This window comes from Bradyrhizobium sp. i1.15.2, assembly GCF_040548425.1.
GTDB classification, from domain to species: Bacteria; Pseudomonadota; Alphaproteobacteria; order Rhizobiales; family Xanthobacteraceae; genus Bradyrhizobium; species Bradyrhizobium canariense.
The window spans coordinates 118,566-142,759 of sequence record NZ_JBEPRQ010000007.1; the positions used below are offsets into that span (position 1 = coordinate 118,566).

The 24,194-nt window shown below is 62.9% G+C and carries 20 protein-coding genes; 9 read left to right on the forward strand and 11 right to left on the reverse strand.

Annotation, left to right across the window (positions count from 1 at the left end):
- The first annotated feature begins 54 nt into the window (after positions 1-54).
- The 6 genes from ABIB80_RS15380 to ABIB80_RS15405 all read left to right on the forward strand — a co-directional run bounded on the left by ABIB80_RS15380 (position 55) and on the right by ABIB80_RS15405 (position 8,691).
- Positions 55-1,983, forward strand: coding sequence for a potassium transporter Kup (locus ABIB80_RS15380; protein ID WP_007592493.1), 1,929 nt, complete (start codon positions 55-57; stop codon positions 1,981-1,983).
- A 171-nt stretch (positions 1,984-2,154) separates the two neighbouring features.
- Positions 2,155-2,481: a rhodanese-like domain-containing protein gene (locus ABIB80_RS15385; protein WP_007592491.1), complete on the forward strand. Its 327-nt coding sequence runs from the start codon at positions 2,155-2,157 to the stop codon at positions 2,479-2,481.
- 8 nt (positions 2,482-2,489) lie between these two features.
- Positions 2,490-3,668, forward strand: coding sequence for an aminotransferase (locus ABIB80_RS15390; protein ID WP_354127856.1), 1,179 nt, complete (start codon positions 2,490-2,492; stop codon positions 3,666-3,668).
- Positions 3,669-3,673: 5 nt separating this feature from the next.
- A complete protein-coding gene (locus ABIB80_RS15395) occupies positions 3,674-4,780 on the forward strand; it encodes a polyamine ABC transporter substrate-binding protein (RefSeq protein ID WP_354127857.1) in 1,107 nt (368 codons plus the stop codon).
- Positions 4,781-5,497: 717 nt separating this feature from the next.
- On the forward strand, positions 5,498-6,478 hold the full coding sequence (locus ABIB80_RS15400) for a hypothetical protein (protein WP_219682560.1): 981 nt from the start codon (positions 5,498-5,500) through the stop codon (positions 6,476-6,478).
- Between the two features lie 80 nt (positions 6,479-6,558).
- Positions 6,559-8,691 carry a DNA/RNA non-specific endonuclease gene (locus tag ABIB80_RS15405; protein WP_354127858.1) on the forward strand — a complete coding sequence of 711 codons (2,133 nt, stop codon included), beginning with the start codon at positions 6,559-6,561 and terminating at the stop codon, positions 8,689-8,691.
- Between the two features lie 241 nt (positions 8,692-8,932).
- Here the strand turns inward: ABIB80_RS15405 and ABIB80_RS15410 are convergent, their stop codons facing one another.
- The 6 genes from ABIB80_RS15410 to ABIB80_RS15435 form a co-directional block, all read right to left on the reverse strand.
- Positions 8,933-9,865 carry a lipid A biosynthesis lauroyl acyltransferase gene (locus ABIB80_RS15410; protein WP_219682562.1) on the reverse strand — a complete coding sequence of 311 codons (933 nt, stop codon included), beginning with the start codon at positions 9,863-9,865 and terminating at the stop codon, positions 8,933-8,935.
- An 8-nt stretch (positions 9,866-9,873) separates the two neighbouring features.
- Positions 9,874-11,151 (reverse strand): beta-ketoacyl-ACP synthase, encoded by a 1,278-nt coding sequence (locus ABIB80_RS15415; protein WP_007592479.1) that lies wholly within the window; start codon positions 11,149-11,151, stop codon positions 9,874-9,876.
- 99 nt (positions 11,152-11,250) lie between these two features.
- Positions 11,251-12,456 (reverse strand): beta-ketoacyl-ACP synthase, encoded by a 1,206-nt coding sequence (locus ABIB80_RS15420; protein WP_007592478.1) that lies wholly within the window; start codon positions 12,454-12,456, stop codon positions 11,251-11,253.
- Positions 12,453-12,923, reverse strand: coding sequence for a 3-hydroxyacyl-ACP dehydratase FabZ family protein (locus tag ABIB80_RS15425; protein ID WP_007592477.1), 471 nt, complete (start codon positions 12,921-12,923; stop codon positions 12,453-12,455). The genes ABIB80_RS15420 and ABIB80_RS15425 overlap by 4 nt, the downstream gene beginning before the upstream one ends.
- Positions 12,924-12,933: 10 nt before the next feature.
- A complete protein-coding gene (locus ABIB80_RS15430) occupies positions 12,934-13,221 on the reverse strand; it encodes an acyl carrier protein (RefSeq protein WP_007592476.1) in 288 nt (95 codons plus the stop codon).
- 247 nt (positions 13,222-13,468) lie between these two features.
- Positions 13,469-13,810 carry a hypothetical protein gene (locus tag ABIB80_RS15435; protein WP_007592473.1) on the reverse strand — a complete coding sequence of 114 codons (342 nt, stop codon included), beginning with the start codon at positions 13,808-13,810 and terminating at the stop codon, positions 13,469-13,471.
- Positions 13,811-14,080: 270 nt separating this feature from the next.
- On the opposite strand from ABIB80_RS15435, the gene ABIB80_RS15440 reads away from it, so the two are divergent.
- Together ABIB80_RS15440 and ABIB80_RS15445 are read left to right on the forward strand one after the other, a co-directional pair.
- On the forward strand, positions 14,081-14,704 hold the full coding sequence (locus ABIB80_RS15440; RefSeq protein ID WP_211399711.1) for a ParB-like protein: 624 nt from the start codon (positions 14,081-14,083) through the stop codon (positions 14,702-14,704).
- A gap of 150 nt (positions 14,705-14,854) precedes the next feature.
- Positions 14,855-14,998, forward strand: coding sequence for a hypothetical protein (locus ABIB80_RS15445; RefSeq protein ID WP_007592467.1), 144 nt, complete (start codon positions 14,855-14,857; stop codon positions 14,996-14,998).
- 17 nt (positions 14,999-15,015) lie between these two features.
- On the opposite strand, the gene ABIB80_RS15450 is transcribed toward ABIB80_RS15445, so the two are convergent.
- The 3 genes from ABIB80_RS15450 to ABIB80_RS15460 form a co-directional block, all read right to left on the reverse strand.
- On the reverse strand, positions 15,016-15,984 hold the full coding sequence (locus ABIB80_RS15450) for a hypothetical protein (protein WP_354127859.1): 969 nt from the start codon (positions 15,982-15,984) through the stop codon (positions 15,016-15,018).
- A gap of 173 nt (positions 15,985-16,157) precedes the next feature.
- Entirely contained in the window at positions 16,158-16,736 is a 579-nt protein-coding gene (locus ABIB80_RS15455; RefSeq protein ID WP_219682566.1) for a peroxidase-related enzyme, read from the reverse strand.
- A 103-nt stretch (positions 16,737-16,839) separates the two neighbouring features.
- Positions 16,840-18,579 (reverse strand): ATP-binding protein, encoded by a 1,740-nt coding sequence (locus ABIB80_RS15460; protein ID WP_354127860.1) that lies wholly within the window; start codon positions 18,577-18,579, stop codon positions 16,840-16,842.
- 443 nt (positions 18,580-19,022) lie between these two features.
- On the opposite strand from ABIB80_RS15460, the gene ABIB80_RS15465 reads away from it, so the two are divergent.
- Positions 19,023-19,985: a catechol 2,3-dioxygenase gene (locus tag ABIB80_RS15465; protein ID WP_275167413.1), complete on the forward strand. Its 963-nt coding sequence runs from the start codon at positions 19,023-19,025 to the stop codon at positions 19,983-19,985.
- A gap of 3 nt (positions 19,986-19,988) precedes the next feature.
- Here the strand turns inward: ABIB80_RS15465 and ABIB80_RS15470 are convergent, their stop codons facing one another.
- Positions 19,989-23,519 carry a molybdopterin cofactor-binding domain-containing protein gene (locus tag ABIB80_RS15470; RefSeq protein WP_354127861.1) on the reverse strand — a complete coding sequence of 1,177 codons (3,531 nt, stop codon included), beginning with the start codon at positions 23,517-23,519 and terminating at the stop codon, positions 19,989-19,991.
- Positions 23,519-24,001: a (2Fe-2S)-binding protein gene (locus ABIB80_RS15475; protein WP_007592457.1), complete on the reverse strand. Its 483-nt coding sequence runs from the start codon at positions 23,999-24,001 to the stop codon at positions 23,519-23,521. Before ABIB80_RS15475 ends, ABIB80_RS15470 begins: the two co-directional genes overlap by 1 nt.
- Between the last annotated feature and the right edge of the window lie 193 nt (positions 24,002-24,194).

Genomic DNA, 24,194 nt, shown 5'->3' on the forward strand with positions numbered 1-24,194 from the left:
CGCGCTCCCCGCCGTTGTGCAGTGAAGCATTTTTAGAGGCCATCAGGCTCTCCCATGACAAGTGATGTAGCGATTTCCGCCCCGGAAACGGCGGCGGCCAATGGGCATGGCGACGCCCACACCACCGCCGGTTTCGGTGCGCTGACACTCGGCAGCATCGGCGTCGTCTATGGCGATATCGGCACCAGCCCGCTCTACGCGTTCCGCGAGGCGGTGATGGCGGCGTCCGGCGCGGAGGGGGTGCCGACGCCGGCGGCCGTGCTCGGCGTGCTCTCCCTGATCCTGTGGGCGCTCATCATCGTGGTGACGCTCAAATACGTCGTGATCCTGCTCCGTGCCGACAACAACGGCGAGGGCGGCACGTTGGCCCTGATGGCGCTGGCCCAGCGCGCAGTCGGCACCCGCGGAACAACCATCGTCCTGCTCGGCATCATTTCCGGCGCCCTGTTCTATGGCGACGCCGTGATCACGCCGGCGCTCTCGGTGCTGTCGGCGATCGAAGGCATGAAGGACATCACCCTGCACTTCGAGCCCTACATCGTACCGCTGACCGTGATCATCCTGGTCGGTCTGTTTGCCGTGCAATCCCGCGGCACCGCTCGCGTCGCCGCCTTCTTCGGCCCCATCATGTGCGTCTGGTTCGCTGTGATCGCGATCGCGGCGATCCACCCGATCATCCAGCAGCCGCAGGTGCTGTTGGCGCTGAACCCGCTCTACGCGGTGTCGTTCATGCTCCACCACGGCATCATCGGATTCGTGACGCTGGGAGCGGTGTTCCTGGCAGTCACGGGCGCGGAGGCGCTCTATGCCGACCTCGGCCATTTCGGCAAGCGGCCGATCCAGACCGCCTGGCTGTTCATCGTGCTGCCGTCGCTGGCGCTGAACTATCTGGGGCAGGGTGCGCTCGTGCTCGGCGATCCCGGGGCGATCGTCAGCCCGTTCTTCCAGCTCTTTCCGCAAGGTTTTTTCCGCGGCTGCATGGTCGTGCTGGCGACCGCCGCAACTGTCATCGCGAGCCAGGCGGTCATCACCGGTGCCTATTCGCTGACGCGTCAGGCGATCCAGCTCGGTCTGTTGCCGCGCTTTGAAATTCGCCATACGTCTGAAGCCCATTCCGGCCAGATCTTCATCCCGCGCATCAACCAGCTCCTGCTGGTCGCGGTGGTCCTGCTGGTGCTCTTGTTCCGCTCCTCCAGCGCGCTGGCCTCGGCCTACGGCATCTCCGTCACCGGGACCATGGTCGTCACGGCGATGATGGGCTTCGTGGTGATCTGGAAGGTATGGCGGTGGTCGCCGTTCACGGCTGCCGCCCTGATCGCGCCGTTCCTGTTTCTCGACCTCACCTTCCTGGCCGCCAATCTGCTCAAGGTGTTCGAGGGCGGCTGGGTGCCGCTGGCGCTCGGCGCGCTCATGATCATCCTGATGTACACGTGGCGGCGCGGCAGCCGGCTGCTGTTCGAGAAGTCGCGCAAGCTCGAATTCCCGCTCGCCGACCTCGTGGCGATGCTGGAGAAGCGGCCGCCGCAGCGCGTGCCCGGCACCGCCGTGTTCCTGACCAGCGATCCCCTCAGCGCGCCCACGGCGCTGATGCACAGTCTGAAGCACTACAAGGTGCTGCACGAGAAGAACGTCATTCTCACCATCGAGACCGCGCAGACCCCGCGCATCGATCCGGCCGAGCGGGTGAAGCTGGAGCAGATCTCGCCGACCTTCTCCAAGGTGACGCTGAAGTTCGGCTTCATGGAATCGCCCAATGTGCCGAAGGCGCTGGCGATCGCCCGCAAGCTCGGCTGGCAGTTCGACATCATGTCGACCTCTTTCTTCCTGTCGCGGCGGGCGCTCAAGCCGGCCGCCCATTCCGGCATGCCGCGCTGGCAGGACCGGCTGTTCATCTCGCTCAGCCGTTCCGCCAACGACGCCACCGACTATTTCCAGATCCCCTCCGGCCGCGTTGTCGAGGTCGGCACCCAGGTCACCATCTGAAGCGACGATCTGATCCTCCATTTGAAGGTCGCGCTTCAAGTCGCTGCGATTTAGCTTTAACTTGCGCAAGGCAGCTCAAGCCTTTGTAGCGCTTGATTTTCACCGGCCGAGAGGCGAGGTTGCCGGCCGCCGGGATCGCCCCGGCAGCGGCCCGCGACGTTGGAGGATGATGTGGCAAATCAAGTACAGGATCTGACCCCGGACGAGGTCTCCAAGGGTGTCGCGGAGGGCCGCTATCTCCTCGTCGACGTGCGCGAGCCGAACGAGGTCGAGGCCGAAGCCTATCCTTTCGGCGTGGTCGTGCCGCTCTCGACCTTCGATCCCAAGGCGATCCCCGATCCCGAGGGTAAGGAGGTCGTGTTCGCCTGCCGTTCGGGCAAGCGTTCGGTGACGGCCTCGCTGGCGGCGCAGGCGGCAGGGCTGCCGTACGACAAGCATCTGGCCGGCGGCATGCTCGGCTGGAAGGCGGCGGGTCTTCCCAGCAAGGTCGGCGGCTGACCCCGCCGATGTCCAAGAGCTCGTCCCTCAACAAGGTCTTCGCGGACCTTCCGGTCACCATCTTCGAGGCGATGTCGCAGGCCGCGCGCGACAACGCCGCGATCAATCTCGGCCAGGGCTTCCCTGATGATCCCGGCCCCGAGGACATCCGCCGCGCCGCGGCCGAGGCTTCGCTGAACGGCTACAACCAGTACCCGTCGATGATGGGCCTGCCGGAGCTGCGCCAGGCGATCGCGACCCATTACGGCCACTGGCACGGCCTCGAGCTCGATCCGATGAGCGAGGTGATGGTGACCTCCGGCGGCACCGAGGCCCTGACTTCGGCCATCCTCGCCGTCGTCCAGCCCGGTGACGAGGTGGTGTGCTTCCAGCCGGTGTACGATTCCTACCTGCCGATCATCCGCCAGGCCGGCGGCATTCCGCGCCTGGTCAGGCTCGAGCCGCCGCATTGGCGGCTGAATGAGGACATGCTGAAAAGCGTCTTCAATTCAAAGACCAAGGCGGTGCTCTTCAACAACCCCCTGAATCCGTCCGCAGTGGTGTTTCCGCGCGAGGACCCCGAGCTGCTGGCGCGCTACTGCCAGGAGTTCGACGTCATCGCGATCTGCGACGAGGTCTGGGAGCACGTCACTTTCGACGAGCACAAGCACATCCCGCTGATCACCATCCCCGGCATGCGCGACCGCACCATCAAGGTCGGCTCTGCCGGCAAGATCTTCTCGCTGACGGGCTGGAAGATCGGCTTCGTCTGCGCCGCGCCGCCGCTGCTGCGCGTTGCCGCCAAGGTGCACCAGTTCCTGACCTTCACCACCGCGCCGAACCTCCAGGCCGCCGTCGCTTACGGGCTCGGCAAGCCGGACGAGTATTTCCTGTCGATGCGCAAGGACCTGGCGCGGAGCAGGGACCGCCTCGCCAAGGGACTGGAGAGCCTCGGCTTCCCGGTGCTGAAGTCGCAGGGCACCTACTTCCTCACCGTCGACCTGTCCCCGCTCGGGCTGAACGAGAGCGACACCGAGTTCTGCTGGCGGATCGTGAAGGACTACAAGGTCGCGGCAATTCCGGTGTCGGCCTTCTACGAGCAGGACCCTGTGACCTCGGTGGTGCGCTTCTGCTTTGCCAAGAAGGACGAGACGCTCGACACCGCACTGGAGCGGCTGTCGGACGCGGTGCGCGGGCGCAAGAGGTAGGGGAGATGACGAACGTCAGCCGCTTCGGTTTTGGCCTCGCGATCGCCGCCGCGCTGACGTTGCTCTCCGCCCCCGCCGGGGCCGAGGAGCGGGTCGTCAACTTCTACAACTGGTCGAACTACGTGGCGCCCGACGTCCTCGATGCCTTCACCAAGGAGACCGGCATCAAGGTGGTCTACGACACTTTTGATGCCAACGAGACCCTGGAGACGCGCCTGATGGCCGGCAAATCCGGCTATGACGTCGTGGTGCCCACCGCCTATTTCCTCCAGCGCCAGATCAAGGCCAACATCTTCCAGAAGCTCGACAAGTCGGAGCTCCCGAACCTGGCCAATGCCTGGCCGGTGGTGACCGAACGTCTCGCGATCTACGATCCCGGCAATGTCTACGCTGCCAATTACATGTGGGGCACGACGGGCATCGGCTACAACGTCGCAAAACTGAAGCAGATTCTCGGAGCGGATGCGAAGATCGACAGCTGGGACATCGTGTTCAAGCCGGAGAACCTTGCCAAGTTCAAGGATTGCGGCGTGCACATGTTAGACTCCGCCGACGACATCTTTCCAGCGGCGTTGAACTATCTCGGGCTCGATCCGAACTCGACCAAGCAGGCCGACCTCGAAAAGGCCGCCGATGTCGTCGCCAAGGTGCGGCCCTCCGTGCGCAAGTTTCATTCGTCCGAATATTTAAGCGCGCTCGCCACCGGCGAGATCTGCTTCGTGGTCGGCTGGTCCGGCGACATCATGCAGGCCCGCGCCCGCGCTGCCGAAGCCAAAAGCGGCATCGAGATCGGCTACGCCATCCCGAAGGAGGGCGCGCAGATGTTCTTCGACAATCTCGCGATCCCCGCGGACGCCAGGAACGTTAGGGAGGCCTACGAGCTGATCAACTATCTCTACCGTCCGGACGTGGCCGCCAAGAATACGGACTTCCTGTCCTACGCCAACGGCAACCTCGCCAGCCAGAAGCTGGTCGACCCGAAGATCCTGAACGACAGGAACATCTATCCGGACGAGGCGACGCTCGCAAAGCTGTTCGTGATCACGGCGCGTGATCCGGCGACCCAGCGGGTTATCAATCGGCTCTGGACCAGGGTGAAGACGGGAAGGTGAGACGCCGCGGTCGTGCTGGGATTAACCCGGCAAGTCATTTTCTGCAAAACAACCCCATCACAGTAGAATCGCGACTGGCGCGCCGCTGGCAGTGCCCAAGCCGTAGTGCGGCTTGGCTTAATCGACGCGCCGGCGCAATGACCCGAAGCAGCGCGCGTGCGGGCGCGAAATGAAGCGCGATGGAGGCCGAACGCGCGTGACGTCACAGGCTCCGGTCATTTGCCTCGTCGGCAAAACAGCGGCAAATTGCATCGTGGCCATCGGGCTTAGATAAGTGACGCGCTGGACGCGTAGCCGTCAGGTCGATCAATCGTTCGCAGCAACTTCTTGAATTTCTTGCCACTGGAACACAAGCACGGATCATAAACCTTCGTGTTCGCGGCAAGCTCGACCGCACTGCTGTCTCGGCGAAGCCCAGGGGTCATGCGCCGCTGTTTGCGCATACGCAAACCCCCGTCCAACGAAGGAGAAGTTTGTGCAAAGGAGCTTGCGTGCTCCGAGGTCAATACCGAATTACCGTCTCATGGCCCCCACCGGATCGTTGAAAAAGCTCAACCTAGGCTAGACGGCGCCTGGCCGAGGTGAAACAGTACGAGCTTTCAATCGTGGGATGAATTTAACGTCGGGGGTTTGGGGGCTGCTTTGTTTAAGTGTGCATTTGTGCTGTCATCCGTTTTCTTGTCCGTGTTGTGTGGGGCTTGTACCCGAGCCGAGCTCGTGAACAAGGCCGATGCTTACGACGCGGCCATCTGGGACTCCAACAATAGGCAAATCCTGTTGAATGCCGTTCGTGCGAGCCAGCGCGCGCCTATGTCGTTCGTGGGGCTCGGCGATGTCTCCGCCAGTCCGGTGTTCTCAGGCAGCACCAACGGTACTTTCAATTTAAGCCCGAGTGCCCTCACAGGCTACTCTTTGAATCCTACCGTGTCCTATGGAGGAGGGTTCACGTCGTTCCAGATGAACAATCTGAACCATGTGCAGTTTGCGAGCACGATGCATCAGCCATTGAGCCGCAAGATCGTTGATTACTTCAATTCAGAGAAGTGGCCCGAAGAAGTCGTTCAGCGCATCCTTTTTCAGCGGGTTGAATTGACACCTGCAGAATATACCAAGGCTCGCAGCATGAAGGACCTCAAATGCCGCGAGTCCGATCCGCGCACCATGGAAATATGCCGTCAAATTGCGGAAGATGAATATCTACAGGACCATTCCGAATTCAATTGTCCGCCGCCCCGCCTCTCGAAGGGACGCTACGAATTTGTCAACTCGGCACGTGAATTCTGCTCGATGAACCAGTTTCAGATTTTGCTGAGAACATACCGACTGTTGGGTTATGAATTCAAATCCACCTACATGCGGTCGGCAGAAGGCATTCTATATTTCTTGGGCGAACTCATCGCTGCGCAGAACTACTCGGCACAAGGTTATGAGCCGAAGGTCCTTCTCGGAGGCCCGGACGGACACCATCATCTGGTGAACTTGTTTGTCGTCAGGCGCGGCAACCCCGGACCACCGGTCGCGGCCGTACAAGTCAATTTCAACGGTGAAGACTTTTTCATACCGCGACCGCAGCTCGGCGCTCTTGATGAAGACCGATCGCTTCAGGTGCTTGATCTCGCCGCGACGGCGATCGTCTTGGCCACCCTCAAGGAAGACTTGCCGAAATCGAGCAATATCAACTTGGTCTCGGCACGGTAATCCAGCGCGCACTACGGTTCATTCGCTCTGATTGTCGCATAAATGAAACTTGCGACATCTAACCTGTCTTCGGAGGCGACATGTCTGAAATCGATAGAGCCCGCGACCGCAGATTAGAAGTCGTGCGCACTGCCGCCAAACGCTGGCAAGCCCGCACACAGAGCCGAACGTCCGATGCCGCTACGATCGCGCGTTCGGGGCCGGGCACGGCGGACAGTCCGATGCGGCAGGCGAGGTTTGCCGTACGGCAAGACCTTCTGGCGCATGCCGCCAATCTCCGCGAACGAGGCCGACTTCCAATCTTCATCGAGCGAAAAATTGGTCCGACACTCGACTTGATTTCAATGGCACCGAGCGAGGCGGCCCGCAAGGTTGGGCGACCCGTCGCTCGCATCGTCAGCTCTGTCGATCCAAGGGTCCAACCGGAGGGGTTTGCGTCGGGGTTCCTGGTCTCGCCGAGGCTGCTTTTGACGAACTGTCACGTGTTTCCAGATGCAGCCTCGTCTCACGGTACTGGCGCCAATTTCTTGCACGAGTTCGACGAGCATGGTCTCAAGGTGGGTGTGACGTTTGCGATCGATGCCAGCAGCTTCTTTGTCTGTGACAATCATCTTGATTTTGCCTTGGTCGGGGTTAGCCCCATCGCGAATACGGGTGAGCCGATCGAGAGCCTCGGAGCAATCCCGCTCTCGGAGGCAACGTCCAAAGTCCTCAAGGGCTACCCCATTGAGGTGATCCAGTATCCTGACGGCGGTGGCAAGCAATATGCCATCATGAACAACCGGCTGCTCGACGTTCTCGATGAAGGCTTCCTACATTACGAGACCGATACTTTGGAGGGATCATCAGGATCGCCGGCCTTCAGTGAGGCGTGGGAACTGGTTGCCCTTCACCACGCCGGGATACCTGAAATGCGGGGCGATGACATCGTCGCAACCGATGGCTCCGTCTGGACCGAAGATATGGGTGAAGACAAGGTTCATTGGGTCGCCAACGAGGGTATCCGCATCAGCTCAATCGTCCAGGCGTTGGGCAAGGTCAAATTGACCGATGCCAAACAGGCGAAAATCCTAAGCGATCTGCTCGCGGGCACGACGGACCCCGCCGATGATGTCAGTCAAATGCTGAGGGGAGCCGCTCCTACCAGTCTCTTTGCGGCAAGCTCTGGCGGCTCGGAAAACAACCAGTTACTAACCCAAAGAGTGGCATTTGAGGAGAGAAGCATGTCCGGTACAAACATGAATTTTAGTGGCCCTGTCACCATCCATGTTTATGCGGAGCAAACGGCTCCGCCACAGCCGGGTGCGGAGTCCGCTGTCGCCGCCCTCGAAAAGACGTTGCGGTTCGATCCGAACTATGAGGATCGCGAGGGTTATCAAGAAGCATTCTTGGGTACTGACGTGGTCGTACCCGTTCCAGGAATCGTGGCCGCGCGGTCTGGCGAGATGTACAAGGAAAATGGTGAAATCCTAATTCTCAAATATCACCACTATAGCCTTGCGATGAATAAAGCTCGTCGGCTCCAGATGTGGTCGGCCGCAAATGTGGACTACAATCCCGATCTTCGAAAACAAAATGGTCGGGCATTTTTCGGAACCGACCGCTGGGTCGCCGATCCGCGGATACCCAACAAATTCCAAATTGCCGATCCAGATTTCTATAAGCCTGCCGGGCAGATCGATCGTGGACATATCGTTCGCCGCGAGGATAGCGCCTGGGGCGAAACCGCAAAAGAACTCGAGTTCTCGAACTCGGACACCTTTCATTGGACGAATTGCACGCCACAGCACCAGGCTTTCAATCGTGAGTCCCCCGGGTCGGCGTACGGCGGCATCAAGGGTCTGTGGGGCGGCTTCGAGGCCTATATTCAAAAGAGCCTGCAGCACGATGATACGAGGGCTTGCATCATCGCTGGGCCGATCCTCGCCGCCGATGATCCAACGGCGGACTTCGGCTCAGGACCGATCGCTTACCCTGTTCTGTTCTGGAAGGTTGTGGCGGTGGCCGCCAAGGACGCTGGAAGCCGATCGCGGCTCTTAACCTACGGCTTCCTTCTTAGTCAGAAGAACGTGGTCGACGATTTCGGCATCGAGTTTGCCCCCGGTCAGTATGCTCGGTATCAGCGGCCACTTGCCGAAATTGCCGAGCTTGCAGGTGTCACTTTTGATGAAAGACTTCTGGCCGCCGATGCCAAGGCACAAGCCGGAGCCTGATTGCGACCGACTGCGCGGCTGCGGCCCGGCACGACCTGGCTCAACGTCTCGCCGCCGATGAAGAACGCGCAAGTCCGATCTGTATCGCAGCCTGGGATCGCGTCGTTCAGGCCGAAGTCGGCGCGGAACTGCCGGAGCGGTGAGTTCTCCGTCATCCGGGATGGTGCGTCAGCACCAGACCCGGAATCTCGAGATTCCGGGTTCGATGCTTTCGCATCGTCCCGGAAAGACGATCGAGCGCCTACCGCCACCTTCGGTGCAGCCACAGCCACTGCTCGGGATGCTCGCGCACCCAGCCTTCCACCACGCTCGTGATCGCCTGGGTCGTGCCCTGGATGTCGATCTTGCCGTCGGCGTCGCGCACCGGCTGGACCTCTTCGGTGATCTCGGCGGTGAAGCGGCCGCCGGGCAGGCGGATGACGCGGACGCCGTGGATCGGGCATTCGACCTGGCGCAACAGGCGCGCCAGCATTGGATTGGCGCGGGTCTTGCGGCCGAAGAAGGTGACCTCGACGCCGCCGGTCAGATATTGGTCGATCAGCATCGCGACGTGCTTGCCGTCCTTGAGCGCCTGCGCGAGCCGCAGCGGCGCGTCGCGCCCCGCGGGGATCAGTGTGCCCATGTTGACCTGGCGCATCTCCTGGATGATGCGGTCGGCGGAGGCGATGTTCGGGCGGCGGTAGAGGATCGCCGCATCGAGCCCGTGTGCGACGGCGGCGAGCGCCGGCAATTCCCAATTGGCCAGATGCGCGGCGAAGATCAGCGCCGGCTTGCCGTCGTCGCGGATGCGGTCGAACAGCTCGATGCTGCGGTCGGGCAGTTCGATCCGGCTGTTGTCGGGATGATCGCGGTCATAATCCCAGACGTGGTCCATGTGGGCGAATTCGGCGCCGACGCGGCCGAGATTGTCCCAGACGCCCATCAGGATGGATTCGATTTCCTCGGGCGACTTGTCCGGAAAGGCGGCGGTGAGATTGGCGCGGCCGATGCGGTGCTCGCGAAGGCGCGGCCCGATCAGCCTGGTGGCGCGTGCGAAAAAGTCCGAGGTCTTGGCCGGATCGAAGTAACGCGTGGTGCGCAACATGCCGACGGTGGCAGCCCCGATCAGGCCTCCACCGATCGATTTGGCCGTCTGCCGCGCGCGCGCCTTCGTCCTCGCAGGAAGCAGCGCCATGCGTCCGGTCAGGCCGGTTCGCGGGTCAGGATCAGCGAGGCGTTCTGGCCGCCGAAGCCGAACGAGTTCGACATCACCGCGGTGACGCGGGCATCGCGTGCCTTGTTGCCGACGACGTCGAACAGGATCGTGGGATCCGGATTGTCGTAGTTGATCGTCGGCGGGATGCGCTGATGCTCCAGCGTGAGCAGCGAGAAGATCGCCTCGACCGCGCCGGCGGCCGAGATGGTGTGGCCGACCATCGACTTGTTGGAGGTGACCGGAATCTTCGAGACGAGCTCGCCGAACACGGCCGATGTCGTATTGTACTCCATCTTGTCGTTCTCGGGCGTCGCGGTGCCGTGCGCGTTGATGTGGTCGATCTGGTCCGGCGTCATGCCGGCATCGGCCAGCGTCTTGTTCATGCAGCCGATGATCGGCTTGCCGTCGGGCGAGGAGCGGGTGCGATGGAAGGAATCGGTGAGCTCGCCGCAGCCGGCGATCACGCCGAGGATTTTTGCGCCGCGCGCGGTGGCGGCTTCATAGCTTTCGAGCACCAGCGCACCGGCGCCTTCGGCCATGACAAAACCGTCGCGGTTCTTGGAGAAGGGACGGGAGGCCGCCTGCGGCGGGTCGTTCTGGGTCGACAGCGCCGAGAGCAGCGAGAAGCGCACGAGCGCCTCCGGATTCACGGTGCCGTCGGTCGCCACGCACAGCGCGGCATCGGTTTCGCCGCGGCGGATCGCCTCGACGCCGAGTTGGATCGAGGTCGCGCCCGAAGCGCAGGCCGTCGACAACGAGATCGGCGAGCCCTTAGTGCCGAAGGTCTCGGCGAGGTAGGCCGCGACCGAACCGAACATGAAGCGGTGGTGATAGGCGCTGTACTTGCCGCCGCCGGAGATGCGCAGCAGATCGTCGTAGTTGAAGTCGAGCTTACCGACGGCGCGGCCGAGCTCGCGGCGCTGCGGCCATTCGACTTCGACAGGTGCGACCGCAAGGAAGAGAGGACCCGGGAAATCCGCCTTGGCGCCGATGCCGGCCTGGTCCAGCGCCTCCTGCGTCACCAGTTCGGCCATCCGCTCGGACAGGGCGGTGGAGGAGAACGGATCGACGCTGACGAAATCCACCGTGCCGGCCATCGTGGTTTTCAGGCCGTCGACCGGAAAGCGCGTGATGGTGCGGATGCCGGATTCGCCGGCGACGAGCTTCGCCCAATTGTCGGTCTTGCCGTTGCCGAGCGAGGTCATGATGCCCATGCCGGTGACGACGACGACGGGACGCCCGAGTTTGTCGCGTGGTGCAGTCATGTCGATCCCCGCTTGAGCTGGAGCAAGATCCGAAAAAGCGTGAAGCGGTTTTTCGAGAAGATCATGCCCAAACAATAACCTGCCAAAGCGCAACGCGCTTTAGCTTACTGCCTCGACCAGCGCCATGCCTTCGCCGCGCCAGTGTCCGGCCCCCACCACCACAATCTGGGTGGGCGCTCCCTGCATTTCAATCTCGGTGCCCGTGGAATCGTTCGGCGGAAACAGGGCGCCGCGCGAGATCGACAGCGCGGCGAGCGCGATGCCGAGCGGGAATTGCGTCTCCATGGTGTGGCCGAACATCGTGCCGGTCGAGCGCACCGGGAACTCGGCGTGGCCCTTCAGGAAGCCGCGCTCTTCTGATGTCGCCGGCTCAGCGCCGGTCGCACCCGATATGATCGCGCCCTTGCCGTCGCGCTTCGGCAACTTTGCCCAAAGCTTCTCCAGCGTCGCGGCCATGTCGCCGGGGGTCTTGCGCCGGGCAAGGTCGGCAACGACGCTCGACAGCTTTGCGAATGGCTTTGCGCCGCGCGCTTCCGCATGCGCCTTCGACTCCAGCACCAGGAACGCGCCAGCGGAGCCGAGCGCGAAGCCGGCGTGATCCTTGCGCGCCCACACGGGGGCGAACTTGTCCTTCAGATTGAAGTCGCCGAATTCGTAGAGGACCATGAGGTCCTTGCGCTCGCCATTGTGCGAGCCGCCGATCAGCGCGATGTCGCTCTCGCCGGAGGCGATCCGCGACAATGCAATGCGGGCGGCATCGGCGCCGGCAACCTCTTCACCCATGAAGGTGCGTGAGGTGCCGCCAATGCCGTGCACGATGGCGATGTTGCCGGCGAGCAGGTTGGAGAGCTGGGCCAGGAAAAGCGTCGGCCGGAGATCGCTCATCAGCCGCTCGTTGAGGAAGCCGGGCGCGTTGGCGCCCTTGGCCTCGGCCGTAAGCACGCCGGTGTCGACGTTGAGATCGCGCTCGCCGCCGCCGGCGGCGACCACCATGTCGATCTTCGACAGAATGTCCTTGTTGCCCTTGATCCCGGCGGAGTCGAGCGCAAGCCCGGCCGCATAGGTGCCGATGCGCTGCCAGGCTTCCATCTGGCGCTGGTCGCCCTTCTTCGGAATCTGGCTGTCGAAGGTAACAGGCATCAGGGGGTGCACGATGTAGGGCGCAAAGCCCTTCTCGTCGACATTGATGCGCTTCTCCTGAAGCGCGGCCCAGTTGGCGTCCAGGCCCTCGCCGAGCGAGGTGGCGAGGCCAATGCCGGTGATCCAGACTTCCGTCTGGGCGGGCTTCGAAGCAGTCTCGGTCATGGCGATACGGCCTGTTGCGGAAAGCCGACGCGTTTGGCGACCGCGTCCATGTGGGCGCGCATATCCGCATGGGGGAAGGGAATCTGCGTGAAGGTCAGCGTCGAATTCGCGCGCAGCTTGCCGCCGACCTTGATCTTGGCTTCGGTCACGGCGTAGCCCGAGCCCTGATGGGTCAGGCTCGCCTCGATGCTCATGAGATCGCCGGGGAAGACCGAGCCGCGGACCTTGGCCTCCTTGACGGCAGCCAGGATCGGCATGCGCTCGAATTTGAGCACGCCAAGCTGAAGCCAGCCCGAGGCCTGCGCCATCGATTCGATCAGGAGCACGCCGGGCATCAGGGGATAGCCCGGGAAGTGCCCCTCGAAGATGGTGCTTTCCATCGGGACCTGAGCCTCGACGACAATCGTCTTCGCGTCGACGTTGAGGTCGACGACGCGATCTATCATGTGAAAGTATTCGAGTTGCATGACCGCGCGCTTAGGCGCTCGCGCCCTTGGCCGCAACCAGTTCGTCGATGCGGGCACACAGGTTTTTCAGCACGAAGTACTGCTCGGTGGTCGCTTTGCCGTCGTTGACCTCCTGGGTCCACTTTTCCAGCGGCAGCTTGATACCGAACTGCTTGTCGATCGCGAACGCGATGTCCAGGAAATCGAGGCTGTCGATGCCGAGGTCATCGATGGCATGGCTATCCGGCGTGATCGTGTCGCGCGGGATGTCGCAGGTTTCAGCGATGATCGTAGCGACCTGATCGAATGTGGAGGACATCACTAAGCCTTTGATATTTTGCAGATATTTGTCAGATTGTCCAGAGTGGAACGGTGGGTGGGCATCGCGCCCCGATGACGCCCTCAACCCCCCTCTGGCCGGGTCGAAAGCCCGTATATCGGAGCGCCGCCCTGAGTTCAATGGAGCCGGCGGGTGTGGGGACAGGGCAGGGATGCCCGGCTGAGCCGTTTCCGCCGAAGTACCGCCGGCGGGCCTCGCCAGACGTCTTGCTCGCCAGACGCCTTGCCTAGATGTGCGGCGTCGTGATCTTCACGCAGTCGCGGCGGCCCATCAGCACGCAATCCTGGGTCCGACGCAGGTCGGCGATGCTCACCGCGAGCCATATCCCGATCGCGGTCAGTGCGATGGTGAAGGCCAGCGCCGCGATGTTGGCGAGCATGCGATGGCGGAAATCGTCCGGTTCAGTGCGGGGCTGCTCGTAGCGCGACAGGTCGAGCGGCTCGGGCGCGACGCGCAATTGCTGCACGCTACCGTTGCCGCGGTAGCCCGTCGGGGAAGGCGAGGTGCGCGGCCTGAACTGGAGCACCCGGTGCTCGTCATCCGAGCTTATGGGCCGCTGGGTTGTCATGGTGCAGGGATCACTCCGAAGCAGCGATTTTTAGATAGCATACGTGGTGAACGCGTTGCAGAAAATCTTCTCAACGCGCACGTGCATTGCGCGTCCGCACTATCCTGCAGGGCTGCGAACGAAGGATCGTGGAACCGTGGTCGTTCCGGCATGCAGAGGGTGCGATGCAATAATCCCCACCGAACCGAATGCATTTGCCGGCGCGATGCCCATGGCATAGTCCAGGGAACCTGACCACGCAGTTGCAACCATGTTAAAGGCCTTTCGACCATGACCAATACGCGCGAACCGAGAGTGCATCCGGTGTCGATCCTGTCGCTGCGGCCGACGCAGATGACGGTCGGAATGCGCGAGGTCAAGGAGAAGCGCAAGCGCTGGCGCGAGCACGACAAGAAGAAGCAGGCCGATCTGCTCGGCAAGCACATGATCCCCGTCGTGCACGGCCCCGACGAGCGCTATTACGTGATCGACCATCATCATCTCGGTCGCGCGCTGCACGACGAGGGCGTCAAGGAGGTGCTGGTCACCATCGTCGGCGACCTCAGGATGGTCGAGCGCGAAGCTTTCTGGGGCGTCATGGACAACAAGCGCTGGGTTTACCCCTACGACGCCAAGGGTGAACGGCGACCGTTCCGCGATTTGCCCAAATCCGTCGTCGATCTCAAGGATGATCCCTTCCGGAGCCTTGCCGGCGAGCTGCGCCGCATGGGCGGCTTCGCCAAGGACACCACGCCGTTCTCCGAATTCCTGTGGGCCGATTATCTGCGCCGAAAGCTGTCGCGCAAGGCTGTGGATGCCAATTTCGACAAGGCACTTGAGAAGGCGATGTCCTCAGCCAAGAGCAAGGATGCGATCTATCTGCCCGGCTGGTGTGGGCCAGCGGAGGATGATTAGACGCAACGCTCGCAGCAGTACGGCATGCAGCTGCGCAAACCTGATCTGATCACAGCCTCTTGAGCGAAACCATCTTCCGTCCGCGCGAAGCCGTGCTGAAACAAAACCGTGCCATCTGTTGGGATTGTCGAGCTCTCATAGGAGGCCGAAATGCGCCGTCTGGTTTTCGCCGTTGCCCTGCTCGTGGTCGCTTCAGCCGGGATATCGGCATCGTTCGCGGCAGTTCACCATGCCAAGACATTGACGTTTTCAGAGCGCTTTGCCCCGGCGCTCGAGTTGATGGCGAACCGCTAGGACAGATTCACGCCGGTTCAACCAGCAGCGTCGCGATCGATTTTGCGCAGCCGCACAAAGGCGGCCCAGGCCCGCGGATAATCCTTGTCCGTGGGATCGATCGTAAGAAGCGCGCGGCATGCTTCCTTGATCTCCTCAGGCGAAGGACGCTTGGCCGGAACGCCGGATGATTTGGCGTCCTCCCATCGACCCTCGATATCTTTCGCGAAAGCCAGGGCCTCGGCGCTCGTCCGCTTCTGGGTCGATTTCGCCAGCGGATGGTCCGACGGGAAATTCGGCCATGCGTTCGGCGGCTGGTCGACACGCCACGTCAGTTCATCTGCTTGTCGTGTCTCCACGCCCGAACTCGAATGCTGGGCTGCTGGCGCCCATCCTGCCCCTGCGGAGCCTGCCGAACCCGATGAGCCGGCCGATCTCCGCGCGACCGCCGAACCTGGCGCGACCGCCGCTGTCTGTCCGGCCAGCTGGCCAAGCTGTTGTTCCATCGTTCCGCCGCTGGACTTGGGGATGATTTTTTCGACGGTCTTGATCATCGACAGCGCGCCTGGCGATATCAGCGTGTTCTGGTCGGCAATTTTGTCGTCGGCCGCGTCTGGGCAGGGCCTGTAAGCAGAGCGCTGCGACGTCATCCGGCCGTCGTCGTCGATACGGGCAAAATCGATCGCGACAGTGTAAACGAACGCGGCCTCGACATACTGCCTCTCCTTATCCATCGCCTTTACGGAGCCGCATACGTATCTTGCTTTGTCTGCATCGATCGTTCGCAGGCCGTTGAAGTGAGCTGAATTCGGCGCAATGAGGACGCGCAAGACGGCAGCCCGCGCCTTGCCATGCTCCGATTCGAACATGCTCCATATCTCGTTCGCGTTGATGATCTCCGGCTGATAGTTCCAGGCGTATCCGGCCGCGAAGAATGCCGTGCCGATACAGGTCGCGACAACAAATGCCCGCACGTTAATGAGAAGCCCCCAACAGGCACGACTCATCCACGTCTCCGGTGACGGAAACTACGTAAGTTGTGCCAAAGCGTTTGTGCTAGTTGAGGGTGAGATTCTTAATAAAACGTATGCGATTGCGAAAACACAGAGTTCCCGTCAAACGGGAACTCATCCGCTGCATTTGTCGGCGACCCGGTCCTTACCGCGTTCGCGGCAGTCGGTCATTTCTTCGGCAGCCGTCCCATCAGATAGAATTCGTCATTCGGCCGCATACCGGTGAAATTCGCCAGCCGGTTCGACAGTGCGAAGAAGGCTGAGATTGCGGCGATGTCCCAGATGTCGTCGTCGCTGAAGCCATGCGGCGCGAGCGCGGTGAAATCATCCTCGGAAATCCGCTGCGCATCGGCCGAGACCTTCATCGCGAAGTCGAGCATCGCCTTTTGCCGCGGCGTGATGTCGGCCTTGCGGTAGTTCGTGGCGATCTGGTCCGCGATCAGCGGGTTCTTGGCGCGGATACGCAGGATCGCGCCATGCGCGATCACGCAATACTGGCACTGATTGGCCGCCGAGGTCGCGACCACGATCATCTCGCGTTCGGCTTTGGTGAGGCCGCCGTCCTTCTCCATCAGCGCGTCATGGTAGGCGAAGAAGGCGCGGAACTCGTCCGGGCGGTAGGCCAGCGTCAAGAACACGTTCGGCACGAAGCCGCTCTTCTCCTGCACGCCGAGGAGACGCGTGCGGATGTCGTCAGGGAGCGCATCGAGGGCGGGAGCGGGGAAGCGTTGCGCGGGCTTTGTCATGGGCATGGATTCCGGCTTGGGGCCGGCAACCATAGTCGATGCCGGTGCCATGCTCAACGTGACGCCGGGCTGGCAATGCCGGAGCTGGAAAACGAGTGTTGCTTTACCGCAGCGGCTTCTTCAGCAGCGAGAAGCGGTCCGGATCCAACCCCATCGACGGTTGCAGCATCGGGGCTTCGACGTTGGAGAGCGTCTTCGCGGGCGGCGCCGAGAACAACGGATCGTTCGGCACGTCGCGCTGCGAGGTGGCACCGCGCCAGCGCTCGAGCACGGCGCCGACGAAATGCATGTCGTGACCGGAGGTGACGGACGGCACGCTGCTGATGGTGGCTTCGCCGCGCGGCAATTGATGCGGCGGTACCTCCTTGAAGCGCAGCCGCGTCGGCAGTGCGACACCTTCGCCGAACGCCAGCACTTCGCGGGTACCGAGCGAGGGCACGAACGAAAGCAGGTTCGCGGCTGCATCCGAAACCGCGGCGCGCAGCAGCGCCTGGTCGCGCTCGTTGGCAAGACGCATCGTGAACAGCGTGTTGCACTGGGAAATGATGGTGGCGTCGAGCTCGGCCGGACGCTGGGTGATGAGGCCGAGATAGACGCCGTATTTGCGGCCTTCCTTGGCGATGCGCGACACCGCCTTGCGGGTCGGCCCGAAGCCGACATTGCGATCGGCGGAGGCGTAGCGGTGAGCCTCTTCGCAGACGAACAGCATCGGCGAAACGCCGTCGCTCCACAGGCCGAAGTCGAAGGCCATGCGGCAGAGCACCGAGACGACGGAATCGATGACCTCGGCCGGGAAGCCGGCGAGCTGCATCACCGTCATCGGCTTGCCGTTGGCCGGCAGGCGGAACAGATGACTGATCACCTCGGCCATGGTGTCACCGCCGACATTGGCGTTGTCGAACATGAAGGCGTAGCGCGGGTCGTTGCGGACCGCCTCGATGCGGGAGATCAGCTTGTGATAGATGATGCGCGAGGAGCGGTTCTCGAGCTTGCCCATGCGCTCGTCGATCAGCGACATCAGATCGACCAGGCGATAGGGCACCGGCGTATCGACGGTGTAGCCGATCTGCTTGGGATCGATGCGCTTCAAGCCGATGCGGTCGGCGTTCTGGTATTGGGTGTAGACGCCCTTGGCGAGCGGAATGACTTCTGCGAGGACGTCGAGCTCTTCAGGCACGCCGGCGCGGCCGCCGAACAGCACGTCGACGATTTCCTCGAAATTGAACAGCCAGAACGGCAGTTTCAGATTGCGCGGGTTGAGCACCAGCGCGCGGTCGCCGAAGCAGCGGCCATATTCGTTGTGCACATCGAGCAGGAAGATGCGCAGGTTCGGGCGTGCCTTGAGGATCTCGTTGAGCAACAGCGACACGCCGGTCGATTTGCCGACACCGGTCGATCCCAGCACCGCAAAGTGCTTGGAGAGCATTTCCTCGATGTCGACATAGGCGACGACGGAGCTGTCCTGCTGGAGGAAGCCGACATTGATCTGGTCGGAACCGGTGGGCGCGTAGATCGTGCGCAGCTCCTGGCTCGTGATCAGATCGACCGAATCGCCGATGGTCGGATAGTTGGTGACGCCGCGCTGGAATTTGGCCTTGCCGGTCGCGTTGAGGATTTCGCCCAGCAGGTCGACCGAGGCGATGGCGATCAAATTGTCGTTGCTCGAGAGGTTCTCGCAGGACACCTCGGTGATCATGGCGACGATGACCGAGCTGGCGCAGCGGATGCTGACGAAGCGGCCGACAGTGGCCCGAACTTCCGAGACCGGCATCCGGCTTTCAGCCAGCAGCCCGACCCGGGCGAGCGACCCGCGAACTGAAATCACGCGTCCAAAGGATGTCACAATGAATGAACCTGGCAAGAGCAACGGGTTGCCCCGGACTATGCACGGCCGCCGCTGGACAAACGGTTAAACGGCAGGCGCCGGCGCTTCGTTAAATCCGCGACAATTCGGGTGCGAGGTTTGTTCCCAATACATACTTGCGGGCAGAAACGGCCGGAAAATGCTGCTTTTTCCCGGCCGGCGGTCCTGGGAGTGTTTAAGGAAGATTTTACCATTCAGGCAGTCGGTCCGCCGTTCGGGGGGCGGGTTGTCATCCTGGATGGCCCGTCATTCGCTCGGGGGGGGGGCGATGTTTGATTTGTTGACGAGACCTAATCATTTGTACATTGGTACAAATGAACCGGCGACCCCAGTGCCGCCACCGGCGCGTGAGCGGATTACAGCCTGCGCCGGATCGCGGGGATCCGGTCCAGCGGATCGCAAGCCACGTCTTGGAGGACACCATGCAGCCCGAACCGATCCTCGATCTCGCCCATCTCGGCCACATGGAGCTGCTGACGCCGAAGCCGGACGAGAGCCTGAAATTCTTCGTCGACGTCATGGGCATGACCGTCAGCGGACAAAAGGGCGAGTCGGTCTATTTGCGCGGCTGGGACGATTACGAGCGCTATTCGCTCAAACTGACGGCGTCGAAGACGTCAGGCATGGAGCACATGGCGTTGCGTGCGCGCAGCCAGCAGGCGCTGGAGCGCCGCGTTGCGGCGCTGAAGGGGTCCGGCTTCGACATCGGCTGGATCGACGGCGACATGGGGCAGGGGCCGACCTTCCGCTGCCGCGATCCCGATGGACACATCGTCGAGCTCTATTACGAGACCGAATGGTATCAGGCGCCGCCCGAGCTGAAGCCCGCACTGAAGAACCAGGCGCAGCGCTTTCCCGCGCGTGGCGTCAACGTCCGGCGCCTCGACCACCTCAATTGCCTCGCCGTGGACATCAAGGCGAACCGCGAGTTCTTCGAGAATTATCTCGGCTGTCGGCTCACCGAGCAGATCGTGCTCAACGACGGCCGCGAAGCGGCGATGTGGCTGACGATGTCGAACAAGAGCTACGATTTCGCCTATTCGCTCGACCATTCCGGCACGCCCGGCCGCTTCCACCACGTCACCTACGCGCTCGACAGCCGCGAGGAGATCTTGCGCGCCGCAGATATCTTCCTGGAGAACGGTATTCACATCGAGACCGGGCCGCATAAGCACGCGATACAGCAGACCTTCTTCCTCTATGTCTACGAGCCCGGCGGAAACCGCGTCGAAGTCGCCAATGCCGGCGCCCGTCTCATCCTCGCGCCCGACTGGAAGCCGATCGTGTGGACCGAGGAGGAGCGCAAGAAGGGGCAGGCCTGGGGCCTGAAGACGATCGAGTCGTTCCATACGCACGGCACGCCGCCGGTCGAGCACAAGAAGTAGCGCTCAGTTCGCGGCGGCTCTCACACGCGCAATCGTCTCTTTCACGCCGGTCCATGCTGGCCTGTCCGGTGCGAACTGCTTGCGCAGGAACGTGACGAGTTCCTCGACCTGTGCGTCGCTCATGCTGTTCTTGAATGCCGGCATGTAGCCGAGATCGCTCGACACCGGCTCGGCGATGCCGTGCAGGATGATTTGAACGAGATTGTCCGATGTCGCGCTGTGCAGATTGCTGTTGAGCGCGAGCGAGGGGCGGCTGCCGAACAGCGGCAGGCCGCCGACCTCGTGGCAGACGGCGCAGGCGCCCTGATAGAGTCGCGCGCCGGCTGAGGACGCCATCGTGACTTGCGTTGAAGCTTCGAGCTTTAGAGCAATCGCATCCTGGGCTTTCCCGTCGGTCGCGGCGTCACTGAACGAGTTGAGATAGACGGCCATGGCGCGGATGTCCTGGTCGGGCAGGGCCGCGAGATCCCTGACGATCGGCGCCATCGGTCCGGCGGCGACGCCATGATATCGCGAGTGGCCGGTGCGCAAATAGGCGAAGAGCTCGTCCTCGCTCCATGGGATCGGCGCATGCGAGAGCGAGGTCAGCGGCGGCGCCTCCCAGCCTTCGGCAAAGCCGCCGGCGAGATAAGCGCCACGCTGCTCGGCGCCGAGTGCGTTGCGCGGCGAATGGCAGCCGCTGCAATGGCCGAGGCCCTCGACGAGATAAGCGCCGCGATTCCAGACCTCGGATTTGGCGGGATCAGGCTTGAACTCCCGCGTCTGGTGGAACAGCGCATTCCAGCCCGCGAGCAGCGGGCGGAGATTGAACGGGAAGGCGAGCGTATTCGTAGGCTGCGTCGAGCGCACTGCTGGTTGCGCCATCAGATAGGCATAGAGCGCCTGCATGTCGGCATCGCCAGTCTTCGAAAAGTGCGTGTAGGGGAAGGCGGGATAGAGCTGCCGTCCGTCGCGATGCAGCCCGTCGCGCATCGCGCGCTCGAACGCGGGATAGGACCAGGCGCCGATTCCGGTCTCGATATCTGGCGTGATGTTGGTCGCGTAGATCGTGCCGAACGGCGTCCCCAGGGCGCGGCCACCGGCGTTGAGCGCACCGCCGATCATGGTGTGGCACTCCGCGCAATTGCCGAGTGCGGCCAGTTGTTGCCCGCGCGCGATCGTTGCGGCGGAATAGACGGATGCATCGGGTCGGGTGATCGGCGCGATGGCCCGGCCCGGCAAAAGAGCCGCACCGATGCCGATTGCCGCGGTGCAGACTGCCGCGATCGTCGCGAAGACGCCGGCGCGTTTCGCGAAGGGATTTTCCCAGATGCGGGATGGCTGTGGCGTAGCGGGAGCTGGCAGCGCCTGCGGCGTGGCCGGGGCGCCGCCGTGCAGCCCCTTGAGGATACGCTCAGGCGTGAACGGCGGCTCGCGAAATCGGACGCCGGTGGCATCGAAGATCGCGTTCGCAATCGCGGCCGCACTCGGGACCGAGGCGGATTCGCCGACGCCGAGCGGCGGTTGGTCCTGCCGCGGCAGCAACAACACGTCGATTTTGGGCACGTCAGGGAAGGGGATGATCGGATAGGCACCCCATTCACGCGCCGAGACTGCGCCGCGCTCGAACGAGACCTCCTCCATCAGCGCGCGGCTGGTGGACTGGATGACGTTGCCGTGGATCTGGTGGCGCACGCCGTCCGGGTTGATCATCAATCCGGAGTCCTGCCCGGCGACCACGCGCGTCACGCTGACGTCGCCGGTGGCCTTGTTCACGGCAACGTCGGTGACCCAGGCCGACCACGCCGCGCCGTAGCCGGGGAATTTGCTGTGGACGTAGAGCGCATAGGCAAAGCCGCGCCCATGCACGATCTCGCCGTCTTTCTCTTCGCGCACCGGCCGCGGCGTCCAGCCCGCCCGCTCGGCGACCGCATGGACGAGATCGACGGCGCGCTGGTCCTTCAGGTAACGCAGGCGATATTCGATCGGGTCGACGCCCGCCTCGGTTGCGGCCTCGTCGATATAGGATTCATGCGCAAAGGTGTTCGGCAGGGCCGAGACGCCGCGAAACCAGGACGCACGCACGATCGGCGCCATGTCGTGTGCGACGACGCGCATGTGGTCGTAATCGTAAGGCGGGATCGCGGTGCGGTCGCCCATCTGGAGGACGTCCGGCCTCGGCGATATCCGCCCCGTCAGCAACAGCGCCAACGTCGGGGCGGCATTCGACGGATAGCGCGTGGCGAGATCGTAGGCGGCGACGTCGCCCGCCGCGTCCAGGCCGCCATTGACGTCGATGAGCTGCGCGGCGCCTTTGGGCTCCCAGGCGTGCTCCTGTTCGCGCGTCAGCTGCACGCGCACGGGCCGGCCGACCGCGCGCGAAAGCAACAACGCGTCCGCGGTGACATCGTCGGCGCAGTTGCGGCCGTAGCAGCCGGCGGCCTCCAACCTGATGACCTCGATCTCGCTCTCGGGACGCTCGATCAGCAGCGACAGGTCTGCGCGCAGCACGTGCGGGTTCTGCGTGCCCGACCAGACACGGATGTTACCGTCCTGGAAGTCGGCGACCGCGCAAGACGGGCCGATCGAGGCATGCATCTGATATGGCCAGACGTAAGTGCGCTGCATCGGTTTGGCCGCACCGGCAATGGCAGCGTCGACGTCGCCCTTGTCGATCAGCGTCCGCGGCGTCGATGGATTGGCGCGCAGCGCGTTCTCGACGTCGGCGAGATCGGTCAGTTCAGGCGTCGGTCGCCAGCTCACCGCAAGCTGCTCCACCGCGCGGATCGCGTTCTCCTCGCGCTCCGCGACGACGCCGACGAAATCGCCAATCCGTACGACGGCCATGATGCCGGGAATGTCGCGCACCGAGGATTCGTCGACCGAAATCAGGCTGGTGCCGACGAACGGGCCGGCGTCGACCCCGGCATAGGGCGGGCGCACCACGCGGCCGTGCAGCATGCCGGATACGCGGATGTCGTGCACGAAGGTCAGCTCGCCCGTGGCCTTGGCCGGGAGGTCGACACGGGGCATCGATTGGCCGACAATGGCGTAATCGCCCACCGGCTTGAGGGCGACGTCGTCGGCAAGCTCGAGACGAATGGTCTCTCCACCGATCAACTCGCCATAGCTGATGCTGCGATTGTCGTGCCCGCGCACGAGGCCGTCTTCGATCCTGAGATCGGCTGCCGGCAGCTCCAGGTGCTCGGCCGCACGTGCGATCAGGAAGTGTCGCGCCTGCGCGGCGGCTTTGCGCAGGGGAACGGCGGTAATCTGGATGGTCTCGCTCGCGATCGTCGCGCCCTGGTTCGGCACCGTTGCGGTGTCGCCGAGCACGACGACGACGCGGGCAAAGGACACATCCAACTCCTCGGCCACGATCTGGCCAAGCGCCGTGCGGATGCCGGTGCCGAGATCGACATGACCATTGTAGGCGCTGACCAAACCCTCCGCGGTAATGCGGACGAAGGTCTCGGAGGTGCACTCGTCCACCGTGCGGACGACGACGAGCGAGCCGGATTGCAGCTCAGCTCCGTTCGGATGCGGGGAGGCCATCAATCACCGGCCTCGGCGAGCTGGCCAGACGCACGCATCACGGCGCGAAGAATTTCGATATGCGTGCCGCAGCGACAGAGATTGTAGCGCAGCGCCGCCAGCGCCTCCTGCTCGGTGGGCCGCGGGTTGATCGCAAGCAGCGCCTTGGTGGTCATGATCATGCCATTGAGGCAATAGCCGCATTGCGCGGCCTGCTCGTCGATGAAGGCCTGCTGCACCACATCCGGGTTGTCGCGGATACCGAGCCCTTCGAGCGTCACGATGTCGCGGCCGGCGCAGCCACTGATCGGAATGACGCACGAGCGCGCCGCCGCGCCATCGATCAGGACAGTGCAGGTGCCGCATTCACCGAGGCCGCAACCGTATTTCGGACCGTTGAGCGCGAGATCGTTGCGCAGCACATAGAGCAGCGGCGTGTCTCGCGCCGCAGTGAGCTCGTGGATTCTGCCGTTCACGGTGAGGCGGATCGGTGTCTGCGTCATCCTCGTTCCCAAGTCGACTCGTTGAGCGCCGCGGCCAAAGCTTCGCGAATTCCAAGTCCGCTCAAAATCTACGTTGCGACGATACCGTTTGTACACAAACGTGCAAGGCGTGCATGCCGCAGTGCAGCGCGAATGCCTTCTTTGTGGACAGGGTGGGTAGGCAAATGAGGTTTTATGCGGCAGGCGTATGTTT